General features: G+C 35.5%; 31 protein-coding genes. All 31 read right to left on the bottom strand.

Annotation, left to right across the window (positions count from 1 at the left end; all coding sequences use genetic code 11):
* Positions 1–4: 4 nt before the first annotated feature.
* Positions 5–214 (bottom strand): DUF4006 family protein, encoded by a 210-nt coding sequence (locus tag LS70_RS07800; RefSeq protein ID WP_034290656.1) that lies wholly within the window; start codon positions 212–214, stop codon positions 5–7.
* A gap of 12 nt (positions 215–226) precedes the next feature.
* Complete coding sequence (locus tag LS70_RS07795; RefSeq protein WP_034290659.1) at positions 227–1,108, bottom strand: c-type cytochrome; 882 nt, start codon at positions 1,106–1,108, stop codon at positions 227–229.
* Positions 1,109–1,327, bottom strand: coding sequence for a cytochrome c oxidase, cbb3-type, CcoQ subunit (locus LS70_RS07790; RefSeq protein ID WP_034290662.1), 219 nt, complete (start codon positions 1,325–1,327; stop codon positions 1,109–1,111). It abuts the gene before it with no gap.
* 2 nt (positions 1,328–1,329) lie between these two features.
* A complete protein-coding gene (gene ccoO / locus LS70_RS07785) occupies positions 1,330–2,013 on the bottom strand; it encodes a cytochrome-c oxidase, cbb3-type subunit II (protein WP_034290665.1) in 684 nt (227 codons plus the stop codon).
* Between the two features lie 12 nt (positions 2,014–2,025).
* A complete protein-coding gene (ccoN, locus tag LS70_RS07780; RefSeq protein ID WP_034290668.1) occupies positions 2,026–3,492 on the bottom strand; it encodes a cytochrome-c oxidase, cbb3-type subunit I in 1,467 nt (488 codons plus the stop codon).
* A gap of 166 nt (positions 3,493–3,658) precedes the next feature.
* Positions 3,659–4,639 (bottom strand): damage-control phosphatase ARMT1 family protein, encoded by a 981-nt coding sequence (locus tag LS70_RS07775; RefSeq protein WP_161594710.1) that lies wholly within the window; start codon positions 4,637–4,639, stop codon positions 3,659–3,661.
* A gap of 33 nt (positions 4,640–4,672) precedes the next feature.
* A complete protein-coding gene (locus LS70_RS07770; RefSeq protein ID WP_034290669.1) occupies positions 4,673–5,155 on the bottom strand; it encodes a DUF3972 domain-containing protein in 483 nt (160 codons plus the stop codon).
* An 8-nt stretch (positions 5,156–5,163) separates the two neighbouring features.
* Positions 5,164–5,658, bottom strand: a complete 495-nt coding sequence (gene purE, locus LS70_RS07765) for a 5-(carboxyamino)imidazole ribonucleotide mutase (protein WP_034290671.1) — start codon at positions 5,656–5,658, stop codon at positions 5,164–5,166.
* Between the two features lie 8 nt (positions 5,659–5,666).
* The gene (locus LS70_RS07760) at positions 5,667–5,852 is read right to left on the bottom strand and encodes a hypothetical protein (RefSeq protein WP_034290674.1); all 186 of its coding nucleotides are present in this window, start codon (positions 5,850–5,852) and stop codon (positions 5,667–5,669) included.
* On the bottom strand, positions 5,853–7,184 hold the full coding sequence (locus tag LS70_RS07755) for a hemolysin family protein (RefSeq protein ID WP_034290677.1): 1,332 nt from the start codon (positions 7,182–7,184) through the stop codon (positions 5,853–5,855).
* Between the two features lie 79 nt (positions 7,185–7,263).
* Positions 7,264–8,967: a phosphoethanolamine transferase gene (locus LS70_RS07750; RefSeq protein WP_161594709.1), complete on the bottom strand. Its 1,704-nt coding sequence runs from the start codon at positions 8,965–8,967 to the stop codon at positions 7,264–7,266.
* Between the two features lie 32 nt (positions 8,968–8,999).
* Positions 9,000–10,001 (bottom strand): YihY/virulence factor BrkB family protein, encoded by a 1,002-nt coding sequence (locus LS70_RS07745; protein ID WP_236096462.1) that lies wholly within the window; start codon positions 9,999–10,001, stop codon positions 9,000–9,002.
* Between the two features lie 14 nt (positions 10,002–10,015).
* On the bottom strand, positions 10,016–10,855 hold the full coding sequence (locus LS70_RS07740) for a biotin synthase (RefSeq protein WP_034290683.1): 840 nt from the start codon (positions 10,853–10,855) through the stop codon (positions 10,016–10,018).
* Between the two features lies 1 nt (position 10,856).
* The gene (locus tag LS70_RS07735; protein WP_034290686.1) at positions 10,857–11,258 is read right to left on the bottom strand and encodes a pyridoxamine 5'-phosphate oxidase family protein; all 402 of its coding nucleotides are present in this window, start codon (positions 11,256–11,258) and stop codon (positions 10,857–10,859) included.
* Between the two features lie 14 nt (positions 11,259–11,272).
* A complete protein-coding gene (gene topA / locus LS70_RS07730) occupies positions 11,273–13,510 on the bottom strand; it encodes a type I DNA topoisomerase (RefSeq protein WP_034290689.1) in 2,238 nt (745 codons plus the stop codon).
* A 240-nt stretch (positions 13,511–13,750) separates the two neighbouring features.
* Positions 13,751–14,194 carry a hypothetical protein gene (locus LS70_RS07725; RefSeq protein ID WP_138109410.1) on the bottom strand — a complete coding sequence of 148 codons (444 nt, stop codon included), beginning with the start codon at positions 14,192–14,194 and terminating at the stop codon, positions 13,751–13,753.
* A gap of 8 nt (positions 14,195–14,202) precedes the next feature.
* Positions 14,203–14,652: a hypothetical protein gene (locus LS70_RS07720; protein WP_034291351.1), complete on the bottom strand. Its 450-nt coding sequence runs from the start codon at positions 14,650–14,652 to the stop codon at positions 14,203–14,205.
* A 10-nt stretch (positions 14,653–14,662) separates the two neighbouring features.
* Positions 14,663–15,262: a DUF4879 domain-containing protein gene (locus LS70_RS07715; protein WP_052083467.1), complete on the bottom strand. Its 600-nt coding sequence runs from the start codon at positions 15,260–15,262 to the stop codon at positions 14,663–14,665.
* A 64-nt stretch (positions 15,263–15,326) separates the two neighbouring features.
* Positions 15,327–16,184 carry a 3'(2'),5'-bisphosphate nucleotidase CysQ family protein gene (locus LS70_RS07710; RefSeq protein WP_034291349.1) on the bottom strand — a complete coding sequence of 286 codons (858 nt, stop codon included), beginning with the start codon at positions 16,182–16,184 and terminating at the stop codon, positions 15,327–15,329.
* Complete coding sequence (locus LS70_RS07705) at positions 16,165–16,938, bottom strand: phosphocholine cytidylyltransferase family protein (protein WP_034291347.1); 774 nt, start codon at positions 16,936–16,938, stop codon at positions 16,165–16,167. Before LS70_RS07705 ends, LS70_RS07710 begins: the two co-directional genes overlap by 20 nt.
* Entirely contained in the window at positions 16,935–17,468 is a 534-nt protein-coding gene (locus LS70_RS10225; protein WP_236096461.1) for a hypothetical protein, read from the bottom strand. Before LS70_RS10225 ends, LS70_RS07705 begins: the two co-directional genes overlap by 4 nt.
* 1 nt (position 17,469) lies before the next feature.
* Positions 17,470–18,039: a hypothetical protein gene (locus tag LS70_RS10220; RefSeq protein WP_052083332.1), complete on the bottom strand. Its 570-nt coding sequence runs from the start codon at positions 18,037–18,039 to the stop codon at positions 17,470–17,472.
* On the bottom strand, positions 18,036–18,512 hold the full coding sequence (locus LS70_RS07695) for a hypothetical protein (protein WP_034288151.1): 477 nt from the start codon (positions 18,510–18,512) through the stop codon (positions 18,036–18,038). Before LS70_RS07695 ends, LS70_RS10220 begins: the two co-directional genes overlap by 4 nt.
* 12 nt (positions 18,513–18,524) lie before the next feature.
* Positions 18,525–19,166, bottom strand: a complete 642-nt coding sequence (locus tag LS70_RS07690) for a gamma-glutamyl-CDP-amidate hydrolase (protein ID WP_034288147.1) — start codon at positions 19,164–19,166, stop codon at positions 18,525–18,527.
* Complete coding sequence (locus tag LS70_RS07685) at positions 19,163–21,493, bottom strand: PEP-utilizing enzyme (RefSeq protein WP_034288145.1); 2,331 nt, start codon at positions 21,491–21,493, stop codon at positions 19,163–19,165. Before LS70_RS07685 ends, LS70_RS07690 begins: the two co-directional genes overlap by 4 nt.
* A gap of 124 nt (positions 21,494–21,617) precedes the next feature.
* The gene (locus LS70_RS07680; RefSeq protein ID WP_034288142.1) at positions 21,618–22,400 is read right to left on the bottom strand and encodes a class I SAM-dependent methyltransferase; all 783 of its coding nucleotides are present in this window, start codon (positions 22,398–22,400) and stop codon (positions 21,618–21,620) included.
* Between the two features lie 75 nt (positions 22,401–22,475).
* Positions 22,476–23,276: a class I SAM-dependent methyltransferase gene (locus tag LS70_RS07675; protein ID WP_138109409.1), complete on the bottom strand. Its 801-nt coding sequence runs from the start codon at positions 23,274–23,276 to the stop codon at positions 22,476–22,478.
* Positions 23,273–23,800, bottom strand: coding sequence for an adenylyl-sulfate kinase (locus tag LS70_RS07670; RefSeq protein WP_034287869.1), 528 nt, complete (start codon positions 23,798–23,800; stop codon positions 23,273–23,275). Before LS70_RS07670 ends, LS70_RS07675 begins: the two co-directional genes overlap by 4 nt.
* Positions 23,791–24,906, bottom strand: a complete 1,116-nt coding sequence (locus LS70_RS07665) for a DegT/DnrJ/EryC1/StrS family aminotransferase (protein ID WP_034287872.1) — start codon at positions 24,904–24,906, stop codon at positions 23,791–23,793. The genes LS70_RS07670 and LS70_RS07665 overlap by 10 nt, the downstream gene beginning before the upstream one ends.
* Positions 24,897–25,580 carry an O-methyltransferase gene (locus tag LS70_RS07660; protein ID WP_034287876.1) on the bottom strand — a complete coding sequence of 228 codons (684 nt, stop codon included), beginning with the start codon at positions 25,578–25,580 and terminating at the stop codon, positions 24,897–24,899. The genes LS70_RS07665 and LS70_RS07660 overlap by 10 nt, the downstream gene beginning before the upstream one ends.
* Positions 25,580–25,999, bottom strand: a complete 420-nt coding sequence (locus tag LS70_RS07655) for an acyltransferase (protein ID WP_138109408.1) — start codon at positions 25,997–25,999, stop codon at positions 25,580–25,582. The genes LS70_RS07660 and LS70_RS07655 overlap by 1 nt, the downstream gene beginning before the upstream one ends.
* Between the last annotated feature and the right edge of the window lie 17 nt (positions 26,000–26,016).

The raw sequence follows: 26,016 nt of genomic DNA, 5'->3' as shown, positions 1-26,016 counted from the left end.
ATTGCTATTCTCCTTTAGGTGCATCTTTAAAATGTTCTGCATTTGCTTTGCTTGTCATTTGCAATGTATTTGCATTTTCAATCACATAAGGATTATTTGACTGTGCTTTTTGTGTAACAACAGCAGCATACCCTAAACCAAATACAATAGAAAGCAACAACACAACTGCTACAAAATATCCTAAAAGCCCATTAACTCCGAATAATCCGTTCATATACAAACCTCCTTAGTTCTTGTCTGAATAGATAAAATGTGCTAAAGCTTCTTTCTGTTTATCTGTTAGCATTTGTGATTTGAAGGATGGCATAATACCAATATGTCCTCTTTTACCTTTCTCTAGCACTTCTGCTACGAAAGCTGGGGTTCCGTATTTGCTTAAATCTGGAGCCATACCACCCATACCCTTACCATCATCTCCATGGCAAGCTACACAAGTCGCTGTATTAAATAATTCTTTACCTTTAGCCACCAACTCAGGATATTTTGTCTTTTTTGCTTCAGAAATTTCTGCCATTACATATGCCGCAACTGCTTGATAATCTTCTTCAGTATTTAAAACACCTGGTGCAGTTTCGCTCATTGGCAACATATCGCCAAGCATATAGCCTAAGCCTTTGCTTCCTTCTTTCATTGTGAGGATAATTCCTTCCTCTTTACCCCACTCAAGCAAGTTAGCAGCAGTGCCATTCATACCCTCTGTCGTGATTCCATGACATTGTGAGCATTGCACTAAATAAAGATTTTGTCCCATTTTAGTCAATGTTTCTGCATCAATATTTTTCCACTTTTCTTCAAACTTTGCATTATATGCTTTTACTTCTTCATTGTATTCTCCAATTTGAGAATAAGAATTTAAAGGGTATCCTGCAAACCAATACCATAATGCCCAAATTATGAGCACTAAATAAGTTACACCCCAACCTATTGGAATATCATTTTTAAACTCTTTAATGCCATCCCAATCTTCTTCTGCTAGCTCGCCTTCTGCTTTGCTATCTTTCATCTTTTTGATATAACCACCTACAATGAAAATAGTCAAAGCTAAAATTGCTACGGCTCCAGCTAATCCAAGCATATTTATGCTATCGCCTAAATTAAACCATTCCATTTAGCTCTCCTTCTTTTTGTCTTGATTATTACGCTTTTCTATTAAACGATCATTTAATTCATCGTCCAAAGCAAGTCTTGCGTATTTTTCATAGTCAATCTTCCCACTTCTTTGGCTCTTATATAAGTGATAAATATAAGCATATAATAACACAACCAATAGTAAGGTGATAAACCAATACGCATATGCTTGAACTACTTGTATCGTTTCATATTCCACGATTAATTTGCCCTTCTTTTTTGACCTAAACTATTAAGATACGCAATTAATGCAACAATTTGCTTAATTTCGCCTCTCTCTAGTGCTGCTTTAACTTCTGGATCTTTCATATCCTCTGCCAAAATTTTAGCCTCTGCCAAAATTTCTGCGCGCGCAGCTTCTAAATCTCCTAGTTTTGGATTATTTTCTGTATCATAAGGCACAGCAAATACAACTTTTTGTGTATATGCTTCTGCATAAGCTGTATCTACATCTATATTTTTCTTATATAAATGCGCATATGCAGGCATAATAGAACCCGGAACCACTGCTTCTGGATCTAACATATGCTCTTCATGCCAATCTGTTGTTCTATAATCTCCAACACGGTGTAAATCTGGACCTGTTCTTTTTGAACCCCAAAGGAAAGGTCTATCATAAGCGTATTCGCCACTTAAACTATAAGCACCATAGCGGTCTGTCTCTGCTTTAAATGGACGCACAAGCTGAGAATGGCAAGCATTGCAGCTTTCTGCAATATAGATTTGACGCCCTGCAGTCTCCAACAATGTATAGGGTTTAAGATTCTCTGTCGGGCGTGAAGCCTTTGCAAAATCAGGCAGAATCTCAACCAATCCAGCAATAGAAAATACCAATAAAAATACTACCGTAAAGAAAAACGGATTTTTTTCCAACCAATGAAACATCACAACCCTCCCTTACGCTGCCATAGGCGTTGCAAATTTTGGCTCTTTTTCAAGAGCTTTGCTAGCCACAATTGTCATAACAATGTTATAAGTAAAGATAATAAATCCAATTAAATACATTGCTCCACCAATTGCACGAATTGTATAATAAGGCATTAATACAGTTACAGTATCAATAAATGAGTAAGCTAAGCTTCCAAACTCATCAGTTGCTCTCCACATCATACCTTGTGTGATTCCTGCAATCCACATACTTGAGAAGTAAAGGATAATCGCTGTTGTTTGAATCCAAAACTGAATATCCATTAATTTTTTAGAGTAAATTTCACGACCAAATAAACGTGGAGTCATATGGTAACATGCAGCAATAATTGTAAATCCAACCCAGCCTAAAACTCCATCATGCACGTGTCCTACAATCCAATCTGTAAAGTGTGCTAAAGCATTAACAGATTTGATAGATTGAATAGGACCTTCAAGCGTTGAAAGCATATAGAAAGTAGAAGCAAGAATAAGGAATTTAATAAGCGGAGATTCTTTAAGCTGATGCCATTGTCCTTTCATAGTCAAAAGCATATTAACTGCAGTTCCCCATGATGGTAAAATCAATACAACTGAAAAAATTGAACCCATTGTTTGCATCCAATCTGGAACAGTAGAATAAATAAGGTGATGGCTTCCCGCCCAAATATAAACAAACATTAAGCCCCAAAATGAGAATAAAGTCAATTTATAAGAGAAAATAGGCTGTCCTGATTCCTTTGGCAAGAAATAATAAATCACACCAATAACTCCTGAAGTAAAAACAAATGCAACTGCATTGTGTCCAAACCACCATTGCACCATCGCATCATTTGTCCCTGCATACAAGGAAATAGAATGCCAAATAGAACCTACACCTGAAACTAAATAAGTTGGAATTGAAAGGTTATTGAAAATATAGAGGGCAGAAATTGCTACAAATGTTGCAATGAAATACCACAAACTAATATAAATTGTTTGCTCACGTCTTACACCCATTGAACCAAACAAGCTAACACCCCACAATACCCAAACAACGACCACTAATAAGTCAAGTGGCCAAATCAATTCAGAATATTCTTTGGATTGTGTAAGACCTGCAAATAAACTCACTACCGCTAAAGCCATAAGCACAATATAAACCCAAAAATGCAAATGTCCAATCGCTTTTAAAAACGGATGTTCATTGTAAGAAATTTTTAATACTCTTTGACCTAGGTAATACCAAGCTGCCCAAATACCACTTAATGTAAATCCATAAATGATTCCATTTGTGTGTAAAGGTCTTAGCCTTCCAAATGTTCCAAATTCACCAGCAAGATAATTGAGGCTTGGAAACGCCATTTGAAAAGCGATTACAACACCCAATAATAATCCAACAATACCAAATGCGATCGTTGCAAAAAGAAATAGTTTTGCAATGGAGTAATCATACTCTAACGCAGTATTTGATTGCATATATGCTCCTTCCTTTAAGATTTCCCTTCAAGATTTTTACAGAGAATATTGCATTTTATAGAATTTCACATAATCACTTGCTTAAAAATAGTTAATGTTTAGCAAACCAAATCCTTAAATTTTTCAAATCGTAACGCAAAAATACAAGGATTTTATGAATTTTGCTCTAAAAATGGGGAGAAAAACACAAAATCACCCAAATTTTTTTGAGATAATCACGCACCACATTACATTTAATTTTAAACAACAAAAACACTCTTTCATCTCTTTTTGCATGCCATTCCATCGATTCAAAATTTCCCATTCCCTTTGCCAAAATCACATCAGCTTTTTTATAGATTTCTTTTGCTTCTACATTTGCTAGGGATTCTATAAATCCCGGGCTTAATACACCACTATCTATGACTTTACAAATTTTAAATAATGCAGAATCACTATTTTTCAAATCCTTTAGAGTAATATCATTAATAATTTCAGCACCACGCACAAAATAAAAAATCTTTAATGTTGGATAAAGTGCCTTAAGGGCAAAAATTAAAATCTCATCAAATTCATTCTCTCCAGCATTATCCCCAATAAACACCATTTGTTTTGCATTCTCTAACTTTTTCATAAAAGATTCCAATGCAAAATGTGCAAAATGTGCTTGTAAAATCTTTTTAGATTCTGCTTTTAAGTCAAAACTACACTGCGCTCCATAGTCAATCACATTGCCCAAAACACAAATGCGCACTGCATATTCTAAAATCTCTTTTGGACTTATTCCTTGTTTTAGCTTTTTTTCTAAGCTCTGCATAAAATCTTTTTTATACGCTCTAGCTTGCGCTATGCTTTTTGTTTTAATTTCACTATATGGAGAAGCATTGTCTAAAATCTCTGCAATTTTTTCATAAACCAACACTGCTAAAAGTGTAGGTGGAATCTCAAAATCACCACTTAGTGCGATTCCTTTTTTTAAGAAAAACTTGCTCAATTTTCCTTGCAATTTTACTTTATCTTTAATATCCAAAGTAGAAAGACTAGAAGAATCTCTTAAAGGAATCTTAAAATACTCCAAATTTTCAAAAACAGCACTCACAGCTTCTAATACATCTTGTTCTAAAGCATGATTTTGAAGTTTTGCGGTAGCACATGCTTGTTTTAACAAGCACTCAAGGCAAGCATATTGCAGATTAATAGTTTATTCCTTTGCTTTTGTATCTATCGCCTTACCCCACATTAGACGATATTTACGCTTTAAAAATTCAATCTCTTCTTGTGCAACACGCAATTGTTCGCGCAAAATTGCAATAGTTTTTTTATCATCTTCATACACTTCTTGCGTATTAAAAAGCGCATCTTTTAAAAACTGATTTTCATTTTTTACGCTTGAAATTGTTTCTTCTTTAGAATTTACAACTTTTTCATGTAGGCTCAAAATCGTTCCAATAGTTTTTTCTACAAAATCACTATCTACGGAAATATTTGTAGATTCCGCAAGCATTACAGCGTTGCCTGCCATTTTTGTTTGCACAAGTGCTTGTGTGCCGCTGTTTGCATCAATCAAAAAAACTCCATTCTCTTGCTTGCTTTTTAACGCTCCATTTGACACCATTTCTAAGACTTTTTCTTTGTCTAAATGTGCTAACGCCGCAAATTCCTCTAGCCCAATCCAAGATTCCATAATATTCCTTATAAAATAACTTCAATCTCACTAGAATCTAGCTCAACATTTTTTGCTTTCATCACGCGATCTTCTTTGAGTTTTCCCCCTAATTCTGCATCACTTAATGCTAAAATCTGCATTGCAAGATATGCGCTATTTACTGCGCCTGTCCTACCTAAAGCAACCGTTGCAACAGGCATTCCAGAAGGCATTTGCACTGTGGATAATAAAGAATCCAATCCATCTAATGCACCACCTTTAAGAGGCACTCCAATCACTGGTTTTGTTGTCATAGAAGCTACTGCACCTGCCAAATGCGCTGCCATACCCGCTGCAGCAATAAAGACTTTTGCTCCCTTTTCTTCTGCACTTTTTACATATTCTTTTGTGCGATTAGGGCTTCTATGCGCCGAACTAATAATCACTTCATAAGGCACATCAAATTTCTTAAGGACATTAATACTCTCTTGCATTACTTCATAATCACTTTTACTTCCCATCAAAATTGCTACAAATTCCACTTTTTTCCTTAAAATGCTGCTAGCGAGATTCCTAAGCCAAATAGGAATCCACCCACCAAAAAAAATAAAAAGAAATACAAAAAAACATAAATAATTGCTGGCAACAAAACAAGCCACCATGACCATTGAATCTTGCCTGCTAATTTTAAACCAATAAATAAAACTTGCAATAACACTAAAAATAAATCAAGCATTTACTTACTAATCACTTCTTGCATAAAAGATTTTTTTGTAGCCTTTAACCGCAAAATCCTTGCTCCTTCTGTTGCTAAAACCTCATATTCACAATATTCATCGCTAATTATATCACCAACTACCGGCATTCTTTCTAATAAATTAAAAACATAACCTCCAATGGTTACTTGCTCTGTATCCTCCTCAAACTCAATCCCCAGCACATCTGCTACACGCTCTAAATCTAACATTCCATCAAAAGAATAGGAATCTTCGTTAATTTTATGACAATCATCACTTTTTTTATCATGCTCATCACTAATATCGCCCATAACTTCTTCTAAAATATCTTCCATTGTAAGAAGCCCAGCAGTTCCACCATATTCATCGACAACAAGTGCGGTATGAATTTGGCGTCGATTCATCTGACTAAGAATATTAGAAATTGATGCACTCTCTGGAACAATAATCATCTCACGCACTAAACTTTCAAGCCCTTTAGCAGGATTCTCACTTAGCATAGTTTCAAGCAAATCACGCAAATGCACCATTCCAATGATATTATCCTTGCCTTCTTTGCAATAAGGATAGCGCGTATGTTTTGTTGATGTAACAATATGTATATTTTCTTCATAGGTATTATCATCATAGAGACAAATCATATCTTTTCTAGGCGTCATAATCTCTTTTGCCATAGTGTCTGAAAAACTGACTGCATTTTGGATAATCTCATTTTCAATCGTATCCAAATAACCACCCTTTAAGCTCTCTCCTACAATAATTTTAAGCTCCTCTTCAGAGTGCGCACTCTCTTCACCCTCACTTGCTGGCTTAATCCCCATTTTGTGTAAAGAAAACACTGCCAAATAATCAAAAATACGAATAAGAGGAAAGAAAAGAATCCAAAACATATGCAAAGGTTTTGCAACAAATAAAACTGCTTTTTCCGATTTGGCAATTGCGACTGATTTTGGGATTAACTCACCTGCTACAACATGTAAAAGTGTTATTAAGCTAAATGCAACCACAAAACTAACAGAATGTAACAATACGGGATTCTCGCCTAAAAAATATTTGAAAGGTGTTTCAAGCAAACGTGCAATTGCAGGCTCACCTACCCAACCTAAGCCTAGTGATGAAAGTGTGATGCCAAGCTGTGTCGCAGAAAGATAAGAATCTAGCTTGCCTGTAATCTTAAGTGCTAGTTTTGCACTCGGCACTTCGCGCTTACTTAATTCCTCTAAACGAGAACGGCGAATTTTAACAATTGCAAATTCAGAAAGCACAAAAAAACCATTCAACATTACCAAAAATAATGCAAAAAGAGCCAAAAGAAACGACTCGGTGTTCAAAAAATCTCCTTATAAAAATAGAAAGTTCCATAATTTTAACATTATTTTCTTTGAAATCTTATTTCTTTTCAAAATTAAATCACTGAAGTTTTGCTTTTTCACTTCTTAAAATTTCATAATCTTTTTCATTTTTAAATATTCTTTTTCGATGATAATCAAAATCATCACTCAAAATATCTTTTTCTTTTCTGTAATCTTCAACTTCAATCCCTCCTAAATGGCTTAATGTATGGATTAAATCATCAGTCATATAAGGCTTGTCTTTTGCTTTTATGATTACATTATAAAGTTTTGGATTTTCAGATTTAAAAGTATCTGTAACCATAATAAAAAATGGAATCTCTGCCACAAAGCGCGAGGTTACAAAATGTCCTAAAAATCCATTATGCTCATATAAACTCTCCCCATGGTCGCTCAAATAAATGATTAAAGCATTTTTATCTTTAAAAGCGTGAAAGATTCTTTCTAAAATAGAATCTGTATAGAAAATAGAGTTTTCATATTCTGCAACAACCTGTCGCATTTCTTTTGTCACTTCAGGAGGCATTGTAATATCATCTGCATTAAAATGATTAAATTCTTGTGGATAACGATATTTATAAGAAAAATGACTACCCATTAAATGCACAATCATAAAGCTACTAAATTTCTGCCCCCCCCCCGAAGCATCTATGATGAAAGGCAATAAGCCTTCATCATAGGCTTTGTTTAACAATAAATCATGATTTGCATAAGGATCTACAAATCGCGTTACATCTGCGCGATTAGCAACAGCAGATATAAGTCGCGTGTTAATAGAAGCTAATTCTTGATTAGAGAAATAAAATGTCTTATAACCACCAAGTTTAAACAAATCTACCACATTCAAGCGTTGATAAAATTTATCCTCTCCTATGCTTGCAAAATTCAATAAATAATCTAAGACAAATCTTGTTTGCGCATAAGGAGCAATCACATCACTAAATTTAATCAAATTTCCCGTTTCTTCTAGCTTCTGCATTTTAGGTGTAGTTTCTAAAGCATTTCCATAAAGGCTCAAATGATTCCTTTGCGCGCTTTCCCCGATAATCAAAACAATATTTGGCACACCATTAGTTGTTTTTACCTTATCTAGATATTGCTTGTAAATTTCTTCATAATTTGCTAAATATTCCTTATAGCTTCCAAATAAATTTTGCTGATTATGCAGTTGGGCAAAACTATGCACGATGCGCGTTAGAGAATGTTCTCTAAGCCTTGAAAAAGCTTCTAAATCTTTCTTTATATAATGTTTATTGAAAATATCCAAAATAAAAACTGCTGCAATGATGCTATATAAAGCATAAAAATTCTTTTTTTTTCTGTGCAATAATTCTTTGGATTCCTTTGCTTGAAAAATTTTAAAAAAATAAGAAAATATCAAACACAAACACACAACAGCAAGCAAAATTTTATAATCCAAATAAGTTAATAAAAACTCATAGGATTCCAATAAATCTGTCTGCAAAAGCGCATCTGCAACAAGCGCATTAAACATTGTCTTATGTGTGTATAGCAAAAATCCTTCAACAACTAAATCTATGATGCTAAAAATACTAAAAAGCCATAGAAAATATTTTGTTTTACTGCGCAACAACAAATAAGCAATATGGATAATTGCAATCTCTAAAAACAAGGATGTAAAAAGTCCTCTTAAAAGCTTTGAATAAAATCTATCTAAGCTTAAATCCCCAAAATACGCAATATAATTCCACCAAACTAACAAAATTACATTACACAAATAAATGAAAATAATAAAATTCAAATATCTCTTTAAAAAGAGGTAAAAATTTGTCATCACTCTTTTTCTAATTCTTTAATAAACATCTCATCAATACCACGACTTAAACTCATTCCAAACAACAAAATCGCCCAAGAAAGATAGACCCAAATAAATAAAAAGAGCAAAATGCTAAGCGAACCATAAAGCGTTAAATAAGCCTTATTATAAAATACATAATACACAAAACCCCATTTACAAATTGACCATAAAAGCGCGGTAATAAGTGAGCTAACTAAAGTATTTTTATTACTAATTTTTGTATTTGCTGAAATTTTAAAAAGCATAAAAAATACTGCCCACACAACAAAATAAGGTATAAGCTGGAAAAACCAAGCAATATAAGTGCTATAACCTAATTCTTGCAAATACGCATAAGCTTTTGCACTCAAATAAATAGAAAACAAAATACCTAAAGGAAAAAGTGTCATACATGTCCAATACACAGACAAAGAATCCCAAAATCCTCGCGCTTTAGAATGAAAGATTTTACCCGCAATATCTTGATAATTTTTAAAAAACAAGATGGAAGTAATAAAGGCATAAAGGAGTCCCATTCCGCCAAGCTTTGTAGAATTTTGCAAAAAGCTATCCATATAACTTAGAAAAACATCAGAATGCGTGGGAATAAAATTTGTAATGATAAGGTTTTTAAAACTTTCTAAATATTCTTTAAACTCTGGCATTGCCGCAACAAGAGAAAAAACAATCAAAAGCATAGGAAGAAGTGCAAAAATCGTATAAAAACTAAGACTTGAGGCAAAATACAGCAAATCGCCTTTTAAAAATACATACAAATAGCGCACAAGCAACCATAATTTTTCACAAACATTTTTAAATAAATCCATATTAAGCAAAGATTCAAACCACAAATTGCTTTTATTATCTCTGCTTATGCAACTATCTAGGGTATTTTTGGATTCTGATTTTATGGATTGTGCTTCCAAAGAATCTACAAGATTTACTCCTTTTGCTTCTTGTTGTTTTTGCTCTAAATCTTTCTCTTTAAGGGATTCCACTTCTTCAATAGCCTTTATTCACAACTCGTTGCGATTCCATATCCATAAGCTTTAATGCGCTCAACTTCTTCTTTTGGAGTATTACCTTTTGTCGTTAGATAATCCCCTAGCACAACAGCATTAATACCACATTCAAACAATGCCTTTTGGTTATCTCCAAACACGCGCTCTCTCCCGCCTGCAATCATTAATCGCGCATTAGGCAAATACTCACGCGCTAGTTTTACACATTCTAGGGCTTCTTGCTCACTTAAAATCTCTTGACTTAGCGGCAATGCAGGATTTGGAATAAAAAAGTTAATCGGGGAACTATGGGGATTTAAAGTTTGGAGTGCATAGAGTAAATCTATTCTATCTTGCCAACTCTCTCCCATTCCAAAAATCCCACCGCTACACAATCCAAGCCCAGCTTTTAGTGTGTTTTCGCAAGTTTCATAGCGTTCTTTGAAACTATGTGTCGTGCAAATTTTTGGGAAGAAATTTTGGCTTGTTTCAAGATTATGATTATAGCTTGCGATTCCAGCCTTTTTAAGCTCTGCTAACGCCTCTACACTTGCGATTCCACTACAACCAATTAAATGCAAATGCAAACCACTATCTACAATAGCCCTTGCGGCTTCTGTGATGTATTCTGTGCGCTTACTATCTAGCTCCCTTCCGCTTGTTACAAGACAGAATCCTAACGCACCATTTTCACTTGCTCTTTTTGCCTCTTCTAAGATTTGTGGAATCGGCTTATATTTGTAGCGGTCAATATCGGCGTTATATTTCGCACTTTGTGTGCAATACGCGCAATCTTCAGCACAACTCCCGCTTGAAACATTGCAAATTGTGCATAAAAAAATCTCTTGCATTTTACCCCTTTATCACTTCATCGCGTCCGCTAAAACTCTGAATTTTTACGCTAGGATTCTTAAAATAAAAAACTGCAAAATCAGGATTATCGGGACTTTTATAAATTTCTCTCACAACTGCATATTTTTCAAACATTTTCTTTTTGACTTCTATATCTTCATCAAACACAGCTTCTGCGCGGATTCTAATCCAAGTCTCTTTACCATCAAATGCGCTAAGCTCAATGCCAGAAAAATTTTGGATATGCTTACAAATTCCTTTTTTCTTAGAAGTGCAAACATATAATTTCCCCTCATAATACAAAGGAGATTGCATAGGGCGCACACGCGGATTCCCACATGTCCCTTTAGTTGCCAAAAAACCTACATGATTATCTAAAAACTCTAAAACTTCTTGTGTCATTTCTTAACTCCTTTTTAAGATTCTATTTTTGCCTCTGTATCCTCTATCCTTTCCTTACAAGCAATACATTCTAGCACAGGTTTATTGCGGTATGTGCGTCTTGCCATTAAGGATTGGCATTTGGGGCAACGATGATTTGTAGGAGGAAAATTTGCCAAAAAGTCGCATTTTGGATAATTCGCACAGCCATAAAACTTGCCTCTTCTACTCATACGCTCCAATATTTCTCCCCCACATTTTGGGCATTTTACACCCTCTAAGGTTTGCGGTTGCGACTTTGCACCTTTAAGCGCTTTTGTATTTTTACATTTTGGATAACCACTACACGCAAGAAATTCTCCATTTCTTCCAAATTTTTTCACCATTGGTTTGCCACATTTTTCACATTCACCCAAGTTTTCTTCTGTTTCTTGTGGGTTAGATTCCTTTTGGATAAACTTACATTTTGGATAACCACTACACCCTACAAACTCCCCATATCTGCTACTTCTACGCACTAGCTCCTTACCACAAAGCGGACAAATTTCTCCTGTTGGAATCGCTAGTTTTTGGCTTTGGATTTTTGTTTTGCCCTCACTGATTTTTTGGATAAATGGCTCATAAAATTCCCATAACAACTGCTGCCAATCCTGCTTAGATTCTGCAATCTCATCAAGCTTTTCTTCTAAATGTGCAGTAAATTTAGAATCCACAATCTCATTAAAATGCGATTCTAACAACTCCACGACTTTAAAAGCAACTTCTTGGGGTTTGATTTGCTTTTTTTCAATGCTAATATAATCCCGCGAAGTGAGCAAAGAAATTGTCGGCGCATAAGTGCTAGGACGCCCGATACCTAAGGATTCCAAAGTTTTAATCAAGCTTGCTTCAGAAAACCTTGCAGGAGGTTCTGTTTCATTTCTTTCTTCCTTGCATTTCTCTAACTGCATCGCACTGCCAACTTCCAAAAGCGGAAGCAATTTATCTTTATCCTCATTGCCCAACACACGATAGAATCCATCAAAGATGAGTTTGCGCCCATTTGCTTTAAGCAATGCGTTTTGGCTTGCTATCCATAAACTTTGGGATTCAAACTCTGCATCACTCATTTGAGAGGCAAAAAACCGCTTATAAATAAGAGTATAAAGCTTTAGTTCATCGCCCTTTAAATACTGCGCCGCAAGCTGTGGCGTAAAATCCATAAGTGTAGGACGAATCGCCTCGTGCGCCTCTTGCGCACCTTTGGATTTGGTTGCATAGATTTTTGGCTTTGTTGGCACATATTCCTTGCCATAAGTTTTTGCAATCACAGCCCTAGCTTCATCTTGCGCGATTTTGGCAATATTTAAACTATCTGTTCTCATATAAGTAATCACACCCATAGAACCTTTATGCGTCATTACGCCTTCATAAAGCTTTTGTGCAGCTTGCATTGTGCGCGAAGGAGAGAATCCTAACTGCGAACTTGCACTTTGCTGCAAAGTAGAAGTCATAAAAGGCGGAGGAGTTGCGCTTTTACGCGTTTTATTATCAATCTTTTGAATCTTGAAATTTAATTGTTTTAAGGATTCTACAATTTGCTTTGCTTCTGCTTGATTTTGCAAACTAAGCTTTTCAATTTTCTTGCCATTAAACTCTACTAATTCGGCTTCTATGCCCTTTACCTTTTTATCTGATGTCCCAAAGGAACTTTCAATCACATAATAAACGATAGGCTTGAAATTTAAAATTTCTTTCTCTCTATCTACGATAATCTTTAAAGCACTACTTTGCACACGCCCAGCACTCAATCCCCGTTGAATCTTAGAAGCAATCAAAGGACTTAAACGATAACCTACGATTCTATCTAGCAATCGCCTTGCTTGTTGCGCATTGACTTTGTCCATATCAAGCAAACGCGGGTTTTTCAAAGAATCCTCAATGGCTTTTTGTGTAATCTCATGAAACACGATTCTGGGCAATTTTTGCGGGTCTTTTTCTATCGCTGTGGCGATATGATAACCAATCGCTTCTCCCTCTCTATCCTCATCGGTTGCGATATAAATCTCTTTAGACTTTTTTGCAAGTTTCTTTAGCTCACTCACGACTGCTTCGTGCGATGCGTCAATCTTGTATTCTGGGATAAAGGTTTGGTTTTCTATTTTGATACCAAAAGTGTGTTTGGGCAAATCACGAATATGTCCTTTAGAGGCAATCACTTCATATTGACCACCTAAAAAATTCTTAATCGTTCGTGCTTTTGCTGGGGATTCCACGATAATTAAACTTTTCAAATCTTTTACCTTAATTTAGCATTTAAATTTTTCTAATCATACAAAAATTTATACCAAAATTTCAAGATTCTTTAATGATTTTAAAAAAATAGCTAATGGAGTGATGGGGGCAATAAATGCTGTTTGTAAGAAAAAAAGAGCGATTACCAACCATACAACACTAAGATGAGAAAGATAAAATAAAAAGATTTAAAGCAAATTTGCAGAGTGGAAAGAAAACTCTCCACGCACGAAAGATAACTAAGCTTTGAACTCCTGCAATAATTCTTTGACATAATCAATGGCTTGATTTTTCCTTGCTTGAAAATGCGCCTCACTTTCAGTTTCTCCCATATAAGAACCTCTTTGGATTGCATAAGGTTCTTTGATGATAGAAATCTGCTCTTCTAGCATTTTTACTTTTAAAGAATTTGAAGCATTTTCAAAATTCTTCACTCTTTCTTCTATGTCCCAATAGCTAATATTTTGAGCATAATTTTCCCTAGCACTAGCTACAAACATAGAAGCTGATAAAAAAGTATTGACTGATAATTTTTGCTCTTTAGTATAGTTCTTAGCTTCCATATCTGCGCTAATTTTATTTCTAAAATCTTCATAATCACGAATACTATTAAGATTATTTCTATCCGTAAAGTTAATTTTTTGCGGATAATTAGGTGTGTAAGTATTGTTTGCGATTTCCATACCTACCTCTATTTAATGTAAATACTCGTGCTCATAGAATTACCGGGTGCATTAGTTTTTGTTATATCCTGCAATAACTGACTTAAAAAATCAATCGCCTGATTTTTCCTCGCTTGAAATTCTGCCTTACTATATGCACCATTATAGTTGCCACCTTGCTGAATAGTATGCTCATCTTTAAGAGTAGCTATATTTTGCTGTATGATTGCTTCTATTTCTGCAGGATTATCTGCTTCATAGCGTTTTGCTCTAACCTCACTTAAAATTGATTTGTCAATTTTAGAAGGATCATTAATACCTTGAATCGCCATTGCTTCTTTAAAAGCGTTAGCAAACTCTGCTGAACTAGCAAGAAAAGAGGATTTAATACTATTTTCATCATCAATTTTAAAATAACGATTATGATGACTTGGACTATTTGTTGGACTTGCATTATTGATAGAAGTATCAATTTTCATAATAGTCTCCTTATTTTATTTGGATACCTGTGCTCATAGAATTACCGGGTGCATTCATCGAACGCGCTGTGTATTCAAAATAACCACTTGTATTAGCGGGTTTAGAAATATCCCATAATTCTTGCCAACCATCAATAATATTATCGCCATTCATATCAATTCCAGCATAATCATATAATGTAGCTTGATTTCCTGCAAAAGTAGCCATATCCGTATTGCTTCCACCATAACCCATTACAGCAGTTTCAACCATAAAAAAGCTACCATCATGATCATATCTTGTTTCTGTTTGATTATCATCTATATATTCACAACCACCATACTTTGTAGAACAAACATTAAGAACTAATACTTGAGTTACAGGCGGTGCAGGTCCTCTTACTGCTTTATTGTTTTTATTAGCCTCATAAGCTTTTTTCATTCTTTCTAGCGATTTATCAAATTCTCCATTAAGATATTTTTGCTTATTTGGAGAATTTGGGTCTAAGAAAATATTAACACCATTACGCGTAATTTTTTCTTTCCCCTCTATTGACGCATTATCAGCAGCATTAGCAATACCACAACCTAAAAGACTAGCAACCGCGACACTGATTAAAGATTTAATCATATCTTGCTCCTTTTAAATTTTATTCACACTTTTCTATAAGCAATAATGATTCCAAAATAATATTTTAAGATAGAGACATATTCATCAAAAGAAAATCCTTATAAATTTCTCCTCCCACTTGACTTTTTGCAAAAGCGATAAAATGATTATTTCTAACTCTTGGTTTGTTGTATGCCAAAGGCTTTTTAGTAACACAATCAAGAATCACTCCGCCCGCTTCTTCTAGCACAATCTCACAAGCTGCCATATCCCATTCGCTTGTGCCATTAAAGCGCGGATAAAGGTCTGCTTTGCCCTCTGCAAGCGCACAAACTTTAAGCGATGAGCCATATTTTTGCACTTTTAAATTGTATTTTTGCAGAAACTCTTGCGTTTCTTTTGTGCTATGAAATAGTGAATCACAAGCGATAATTTGCTCCTCTGTTGCGATTCTCTCCCCACTTAATTTTTGCTTATTTGCTTCTAGCCACTTTGCATTAATGCTTTTAGATTCCAATGCCTTTTTGAAATTTTCCACTGCATAAGTAAAACTGCCAAAGCCCTTAAGCGCAATATAAAGCTGATAAAATGCAGGTGCATAGACAACACCTAGAATCGGGCGGTTTTTATGGATTAATGCGATATTAATCGTCCAGCCACCATTTTGCGCCAAAAAATCTTTTGTGCCATCAAGAGGGTCAATAAGCCAATAATAATCTAAATCCTTGCGCTCTTCATATTCTAATATCGCCTCTTCAGAACAAATTTGATAAGGAGAGTTTGCTCGCAATTCTTTTAAAATTCGCGCATTAGATTCCAAATCCGCCTTTGTAATTGGGGAAGAATCCTCTTTTAAATCAAAATCTTCTAAACCATAATATTTTAAAACAACTTCCCCAGCCTCTAACGCAATCAAAGCGGTTTTATAAAGTAAATTTTGCAATTTCTATCTCCAAATCACTTTTAAAATCAATCTCACACCATCCGCCTTTAATCTCCACTGCTTTAGCATTATCAAACTCATCAATCAAACCTTGCAAAAAGCTTGTCATATACATATTATTAAAATCCTTGCCATCATAAAGGGCATTTCTATCTAATCTATCATAAAATTCTAAAACTTTGGGCAAAAACTCATAGCTAAACTTGAAAAGTCCGATATATTGCCCCTCTATTTCCTCATAACTTTTAGGCTTCTTGCCAAGCTCTTTTATTTTGCCTTCTTGAATCTTTAGTGTTTCGGCATCATCAAGCGGATTCTCAAATCTCTTCTCCCACAAACTACGCCAATCTTTATCCACAACAATCGCCAAAGGAGCTTGTGATTCCACCAATGTGCGCGCAGTTTCTGCTCCATAAACAATATCCGCATAAGAAATTACTAAATCCTGCTTTTCTCGCACACAAGATTCTAAAAAACCCCTTGCACAAAAAAGCGTTTGCACCATATTTGTTTTATCAAAATTAGTATTTTGATAAATTTTTTTTATCTTAAATTGCGATTCTACATATTGCTTTAAAACTTCAAACAAATATCCTCCAACAACTGCAATTTCGCTAATCCCAGCTTCTTTTAATGCACTAATCTCATAATCAATAAGCTTTCTGCCTTTATATTCCACCATACATTTGGGATTGTTTTGAGTTAATGGCATAAGCCTTGAGCCAAATCCCGCCGCTAAAATGATTGCTTTCATATTTTTCCTTTTAAAATTGCATCAATCTGCCTTATAATAACCTCTTCTGAATGTCCGACATTATAGACTACACTATCCCTAAATTCCATAATTCTTTTATAATCTTGTTTTAAGTTTAAGTTATCAAATACCATTTTAAGCTCCTTTAGGCAGCGACAAATCCCCCCCCCCCCCGCAGTAATGCTTGGAAAATACCTAGCCATAGGAGATTGGAATTGCAAAGGTGCGAACAACACACTAGGACGCAAAGTGCTAAAAGAATAAGTAAATGCTGTCGTAGAAACATCACTTAACAACAAATCACTAAAATTGCAAAAATCATTTCCCATTTTTTCATCAAATCTCACGCGCGATTCATTTGCCCATTTGGATTTGATAAGTTGATAAAATGTATGATTGTTTTGAAAGTTCATAGGATGTGCGCGAAAAGAAATATTATAAGTTGTATTCTCCAATAACCACTCAATCAAACTATTTTCAAATCCCGCAAAAAGATTCAAATTCATATTATCATTGCTACAATAACGCAAACTAGGTGCATAAGTTATTGTATTGCTTGGATTGTATTTGTAGTGAGAGATTGCAACATCTAGTTTTGGATAGCCATTTAACTTTAGTGTTGGACAAAGCAGCTTTGAAAGCTTTAAGAGCAATCGTTGAAGGCACTAGGATATAATCTACAACTGCCACCGCACCTGTTTGCTCTATCAAGCTATGAGGAAAATACACTCGTGAGGCAGTTTTGCTTAAAAATTCTCTATCAATCCTCCCATTCTCATAGCCGACTTGGTCTGCACTCAAGATTAAATCAATCCCACTAATTTCGGTATTTAAATAATACGACTTCCCTTGCTCTATAATGCGCCAAGGAAACAGCACATTTGCATGTCCGCTCCTTTCAAAATCATCATTTAACTCCCGCTCAACAATAGTAATAACATTGTATTTTTCCTTAAGTTTGCTAATTAGATTTCCATAATGTTTGCGATAAGTGGGATAATAGGAAATGACAAGGATATTCTTACGACTTTTGCTTAAATGCGATTCTATCTTTGCTTTGCTCATTTGCACAAATTGTTCGATTTGCGATTCTATATTCATAGGGCAACCCCTTCTAATATTTCTTTTATTTTTGGGGCTTTTAGGGCTTTTATTGTTTGATAATTTCTTAAAGATTCTTTTAATTCTTTGCAAGAATGGACAGGAATTGCGCAATTTTCTAAAAGTGTGAAATATTTATCATTCTCAGGATAAGAAATGCTATGGAATCCAAATAAGCACAACAAGCCGGGATTCTGCGTCCAAAGCACGTATTTAAACACCAAAGAGGACATATCACTTACCACAACATCAATAGTTTTTGGAGCAACTTTAGCGCTTTTTACCAAATCTCCAAAAATATTCAAAATGGATTCTACAATCTTTTTATCACTCTTAGAATGTGGCAAATAAACCACTTCTGCATTTTCTAACCCCACTAAAGATTCTAATACAAAACTATCAAATCCACAAGCTACATTTCTATGCAAATCATCACTAAAGCACCGACTACTTGGCGCATACAAAATCTTCATACTCTCTCCTTATTAAACCTTGTTTGCCTTTACCATCTTAAACCATTCTTGAAAAATTGCATCATTTTCCATACCATTTGCACGTTCAATATGCCACATTAGCCCAAAAATTGGCTTAAGCTTATGGCTAAAAGCCTCTATACTTTCATCTTGAGCCTTTGTTAAACATTGCAAAGAATCCCCTAGCGCGGTGATTCCATAACGATGAAAAGAATTAACAATAAAGCTTTGATTTTTAGAATCCATAACTTGATGATTGCCAACATGCCCACTTAAAAGCTCTAAAGCCGAGCCAAAATACTCTGCGATTCTTTGTGTGCCACGACAGATTCCAAGCAAAGGCATAGATTCTTGCATACAATGTGCAATGATTTCGCCCTCATAATCATCACGCATTTTAGAGATAGAATTAAGATTATTAGGATTGGGGCTAAGCGAGGATAAATCATTGCCACCGCTTAAAATCACTCCAGCTAATGATTCTCCCAAAGCTTTAGCATAAGTTGCAAAAGGAATCGCATAGCTTAAAGGCAATGGCAAAAACCCGCATAAATGCGTTTGAAAAAACTCGCCCCATTCACAGCTTAAAGCCTCCCTAATCTCAACATAACTATCGTTTTCTATAATGCGTTGGGAAATTGCAATAAACTTCATAAAACTATAATCTGCCCACTTTCACAATCTAACTTAATGCGTTTAGAATTGATGTATTTCTCAAAGGCTTCTTCTCCTACACCAATCGCAGCGGGCAATCCAAGCTCACTTGCCCGAATCGCCATATGAGAATTTGCTCCACCATAGCAAGTAATTAAACCTGCGATTTTTTTGGTAAAAAGATAATCAAATCCCGGGTCAGCGGATTTAATAAGGACGATTTTACCCTCCAATTCACTCTCGCAAGTCTGCGCTACGACAGCACTTACAGATTTTTGCGTGATAAAATTTGGCACAATTTCTTGTTCAAAGAAACTAATAATTTGCTCTTTATTAATAATCAACATAGGAAGTTTAAGTGCTAAGGTTAGAGCATATTCTTCTTTGTGTCGTTTAATTTCCTCCAAAAAACGTTCTTTTGGGTTTTTAGAATACAAAGACGCATAAAGATTCAAAATATTTGAAATATCCAAATGCACCATTTCTTCTTTTGGGATTCCATAATACTCCCCAATTTCTCCAATTAACACAAGCGCACGAGAAAGCAACTTGCTAAATTCAAATTTCGCATATTCTCTTCCCTCAATGGCTTTTTTCAAAAATTCCAAAAATTCTTGCGCACTAATCTTTAATCCATGCTCACTTAATAGCACATCTAAAGATTCTAACTTTTCTTTGGTTAAAGCAAAATGGGATTCCTCTAAGCCTAAATTTTGTTTGGAATCCAAATCAAAGTAACTCTCAAAACTTTCATCATAACGCGGGCTTAGGAGATTATAAGTGCTAGGACGCAAATGTCCAAATTCTACTAAAAACTCTTGCTTTGTTTTAGTGTCCAAATTTGCAACTTTTAAGCTTAAATTTTTACTCACTGTGCTTAAAGAGTTTAGAAAATCTTGTTTATCTTTGGGCGTAAAAAATCCAATTTCCACAAGAGAATTCAACAAACTCACCGCGACAAATCCAGCCCTTGCAATCCCTGCAAAAGGCAAAGTTCCATATCTCTTACACGATTCTAACAACCAATAAATTTTATCCAAAGCGGGTAAATTAGAATCCTCTAATTCTTGATAGATTTTTTGAAGTTTTTGAATCTTTTTTAAATCTTTTAAATATAAGCCTTTTTTAGGATTAATAATAGAATTTGTCAATTCTAGCAAAGCAAATTCTAACCGCTTGATTTCATTTTCATTAAAACCTTTATCAAGCAATTTTTTAAGTTTATTAGGAAGATTCAAATCATAGCAAGAAAAGACGATATTAAACTCTATCTTATCGTGAAATTGCGGATTTGCTTCCAATGTATCCAAATAATAATCCACAAGCTTAGAAGCAATTTTTTTGTTTAATGCCTTAGGGATAAAAGAGTTAAACGACAAACGCACATCAATATAGGGAATCCCCAAAAAAGAATACATTAAAGGGTGTGAGCGCAAGGCTAAATACCCATAATTATCCCTTTGATATGCCCAAATACTATCTGTAATGATTTCTTTATACAAACTTAGTGCTAATCGCTTTGGCTTCAAACCTAGAATCTCTGCGGGATTCCAATCAGGCATTACACCAAAAATAGCGCGTTTTCCATAAATATCGGGAGTTTGCTTCTGCAAAGAAACATAACGTTTTTGCAGGCGTTCCAAAACACCTAGCGGCAAAGATTCATAAAGGTTTAATTTTGCTTTTATGACCAAAGGACGCACTTGCAAACAATACAAATCCTTATCATCAAATGCAAACTCCACATCTAAAAAAGGGCAATCAAATAAGACTTCTAATTCTTTGAGCATTTTTAGGATAGATTGAAGCTCTAAATCACTTGGTAATTCCGCGTCTTTATGCGTAAAAAAGCTTAATCCCCTAGCACTTCCATCAGTAATTGCACTATTAGAACCGCTTTTGTCGTATTCAATGCAATAATAAGGCGCAAGAGTATCTTTATCTGCACTTGTCGCTACGCCACATATTTTAATATTTGCCAACATTGGCTGGATTAGAATCTCATCATCAATACTTGGCATAGATTCACCGACTTTTATTAGACTTGTTTTGAGATTCTCCCTATCTTCTAAAGCAACATTTGCGATACTTAAAAATGCTCCAGCATTAGAGGATTCTACACTATCTTCACTTTTAGAAGAGCTACGAATAATTAAACGCGTTTCAGCACTATTTTTAGCAAGTTTAGCAATAGATTCTAAAACTTTATTTTCATCTGCTTGCAACTCTTTTAGACTTGTAATAACTAATGGCAAAACCTTTGCATTTTTTAGATTTTTTAATTGCAAAAGGTTTTGCGCTTTAGAGATGAATTGTAGCTTTTGCATTCCTTGCCTTTTTGATTATTGTGGATAGCATTATAGGCTATTTACACTTTTTAAATCTTTAGAAATACTAAGAATCTTCCTTGTTCTCACCACAATAAATAAAGGCTTAACAAAAGGAATCACATTAAACCTTTCTAGCACTCCAACATCGTGTCGTGTATTTAATATCAAACTCTTTTGGCAAGGATTCTTGCATCTTTGCAGTGATTTTAGTAAAAATCTCTTGCCCCTCTTTAGTTTCCAAATCCCAATAAGGATTTTTCACACTTCTCCACGCATTGCAATAGTTTTCTAAACTTTGGTGAAAATAAAAATCCTCTTCCACATAAATAATATTGTCAAACAACTCTTTATGCTCTTCTAATATCGGTCTTTGGTCTTCTCTCCTCACACCTCGCGTGTAGCTTGGCACGATTTCCATAATCGCATTTTCTGCTGCTTCTTGAATCTTATCCTTCAAATCCCGATGATTCCACATACACGAAAAATAACTATTTGACTTTAGCAATCTATGTGCTTCTTTAAGAGCCTCTACCCTATCCATTACATTAAAACTACTACCAAAAGTTACCCAATCAAAGCTCCCGCTCTGCAAAGTAGAATCCACACCTGTTGCGCGCACCCACTCTATTTTTTGTCCCTTAGTGCGCTCTAATCCAATCTCACGCATTGCGTCATTTGGCTCGACACTCACCACTTCACAACCGCGCTCTAGCAACATAATACTTAGATTCCCTGTCCCTGCGCCAATATCTGCTACTTTTAGATTCTTAGCTCCATTAGATTGCGCAAGAGTTACTAGCATATCAATTGTTTTTGGTGCATAATTTGGACGATAGCTATAAAATTTTGCATGTTTTGTATAATCCCAAACTTGTTCTACGATTTTTTCTTTTGTCTGTTGCATTGTTGTTCCTTTTTAAAAAGCCCAATGCAAACAAACAAAAGAAGAATTAGATTCTGTTAGATTCCTCCTTACGCATTATTTAGACTTTCTCGCTGTCCATGCGCGGATTTTATAAGGAATCTCCAACACTTTCAAGTGAGAAATTTTGGATTCTATCATTGCCAAAATCTCTTTCCATCTTTGTTCCCCTGCTTGGGCTTGTATATCATTTACAGAATGCCAAGCTCCAAGATAACGTTCTTTGTCCATTATCTCTATATAATCACATTCCATAAAAAAGCAATCTGTAAAATCCCCTGTGGAAACGAGGATTTCTTCCCATTTTTTGACATTTTGCGCACCACTGCTCACTCGAGCCAAATTTGGAACCATATTCTTAATTTCTTGTTCAATCTCATAAAATACAGAACCTTCTAGGAGATTTCTAGGATTCCAAATAGCTGTAAAATATTTGCCCCCCCCCCCGCAGGTATCAGAAGATTTAGAATCTTTTAGGATTCGTGCAAATTCAGGCAACGATTTCTTAGGGTCTGTCCAATGGAATGAGCTTGCCATAATCACCCAATCTGCGATTCCACTTGACACATTTGTTTCTTCTCCGCTTCCTTTTTGCCATTTTATATTTGTCCCTTTGGTATAGGCAATCCCTTCTTCGCGCATATTGTCATTTGGCTCTACGGCAAGGACTTGTAGTCCAAATTCACTTAGCATTTTGGTAAGCTTCCCTGTGCCTGCACCAACTTCTACGATTTGTAGCTCTTCACGCGCTTTTTGCTCATCATTAATACAAGCAATCAGCTTTTCTAATAGCATAGGGCTATAAGCGGGGCGATTGTGATAATGCTTCGCCACTTGTGTAAAATCACCTTGTTTCATTGTTTTCCTTTGATTTGATTTAAAATATCCTGCACTTTTTGTTCTAATCCATTTTGGGTGGAATTTTGCAAAATTATATCGGCATTTGGCTTAATATAAGGAATATCCACACCTACGACATTTTGGATTCTGCCCTCTATTGCACCACTATAAAGACCTTTTTGATCTCTTCTTTGTAATTCCTCCATAGAGCATTCCACATAAATTTCTAAATAATGCTGCAAAGTTTTACGATTATATGTGTAGATTTCATCAAATAGCGAAATTGTTGTTACTACAACAACTAATCCTTGTGAGCTTAGAAAATGTGCAAATTTTGAGCGTTTGAGTGCAACTTCGATTCTACCTTGTTTATCGTATTCAAAATGCCCCAACAAATCACGCAATTCATCGCCATCTAAATACACAATATTTGGAATCTCATTTTTAATCGCTTCATATAATGCTTTTCCAATCGTGCTTTTACCGCTCCCAGCTAGACCGCAAAGCCATAGCACAAGCCCATTGCCATTTTTTACCCACATATTGCTTCCTTGACTGCTTTAATCACTGCCAAAACTTCCTCATCTTCCAAATGTTCTCCCATAGGCAAAGATAGAATCTTATCTTGCCATAAAGAAGCATTTTTACACTCGGATTCCACAACATAAGGCTTTTTAGAAAATGCGGGTGTATTAGGAAGCGCAATAGGATAATGCAATCCTGTTTGAATCCCAGCTTTATTTAATGCTTCTATGACAGCGGCACGATTTTCACAGCGCACCACAAAGAGATGCCACACACAAATGCAAGATTCTTTGACTTTTGGTAAAACAATGTCTTGAGAGTCTTTAAACCCTTCCAAATACAGCTTTGCTACCTCTCTGCGCCTTGTATTCCAAGATTCCAGATGCCTCAATTTCACGCGCAAAATTGCAGCTTGCAGATTATCAAGTCGCGAATTTCTGCCCACAATATTATGTTCATACTTCTTTAACCCTCCATGATGAGCGATTTCCTCGCAATGGCTTAGCAACGCAGAATCCCGACTTACAATCGCCCCTCCATCACCATACGCGCCCAAATTTTTACCCGGATAAAAACTAAAAGCCGCAATATCGCCAAAACTTCCTACGCATTGTCCTTTAAATTTCGCTCCATGTGCTTGTGCGCAATCCTCAATTACTTTCAAATGATGCTCTCTTGCCAATGCTAAAATTTCTTCTATATTTGCAGGGATTCCATACAAATGCACGACCACAATCGCACGCACATCAGGTGTAATCTTAGCCTTTAAATCCGCAATATCTAAGGAATAATCCTCTCCACAATCCACAAACTGCACCTTAAGTCCATTACGCACAACTGCTTCTGCGCTTGCGGCAAATGTATTTGCAGGCACTAATACCACAGAATCTTTAGGTAAATGTAATGTTTCTATCGCAATTTCAAGCGCGTCTGTGCCATTAGCAACGCCCAATGCTTTGACTTTGCCATCAGCACTTATAAACTTGCCAAACTCTTCTTCAAACGCGCTAACTTCACTCCCGCCGACAAAAGCACTACTTTCAATAACTTGAGCAATGGCTCTATCCACTTCTTCTTTGATACTTAAATATTGCTTTTTTAAATCCAAGAATTTTATAGCCATACAACACCCATCTTCCAAGCATCACAACCCGCAACAGAAGGTTCTTTATAGCTTTTAGATTCCATAATTTCTCTCGTAATCTCCACCCAAGCCTCTTGCATTCCAACGCTCCAAGCAATATCATCAAATAACATAACCCCCCCCCTGCACATAAAAGGTGAGATTTGTTTAAAATAAGCTAGTGTTGCTTTTTTATCATGATGTCCATCAATAAAAGCAAAATCAATCGGCTTGATTTTATCTAGCAAATTTGGCAAAACGCTATCAAATCTTCCTACCGAAACTTCTATATTTTTGAGACCAAATTCTCTATGATTCTCTTTTGCAATCTCTGCAACACTCTTGCTTCCCTCAATAGTATAAATTTTAGAATCTTGCGCAAAATAACTCATATAACTAGAAGAAAATCCACAGCAAGTGCCAAGCTCTAAAATTACTTTTGGTTTTAATGCTTTAAAAATCTCAAAAATTTCTCGTGCTTTTTCTTTCTTTACCCCAATTTTTGCTAAATTATGCAATGAAACCTCACACACTACGCCCTTTTCCATTTCCTCTTTTGTGCGTTTATCTTGCGGACTTCCAGCACCATAATCCACAACCTCAATCTGTGCTTCTGTATTTTTAAGCACTTCGCGCCTAGATTCCACAATCTCTACAATCTTTTCAAACTCCATTAAAGCTCCCTTATAAATTGCGCCGGATTCCCCGCATAAATTCCTTGTTTTATAATATTTTTTGTAACAACACTTCCCGCACCAATCACTACACCATCACAAATTTCAACAGGCAAAATCGTAGCATTAGAACCAATGCTGACATTATTCCCGATTTTAGTGTGTTTATATTTGCTCCAATCTCCACCCGCAGGTTTGCCCTCTTGAAACAAATCATTAATAAACATAACTCCATGCCCAATAAAGCAAGATTCTCCAATCTCCACAAGCGAACAAATGAAGCTATGACTTTGGATTCTACTTTTTGCGCCAATTTTCACATGACTTTGAATCTCTACAAAAGGACCGACAAAAACTTCATCGCCAAGCTCACATTCATAAAGATTGCAAGGCTCTACTACTGCCACATTAACTCCCATTTTTACATCTCTAATCT

Origin of the sequence: Helicobacter sp. MIT 11-5569 (assembly GCF_000765695.2) — a bacterium.
In the GTDB taxonomy this organism is placed as follows: domain Bacteria; phylum Campylobacterota; class Campylobacteria; order Campylobacterales; family Helicobacteraceae; genus Helicobacter_D.
This window is presented reverse-complemented; position numbering and strand designations above follow the sequence as displayed.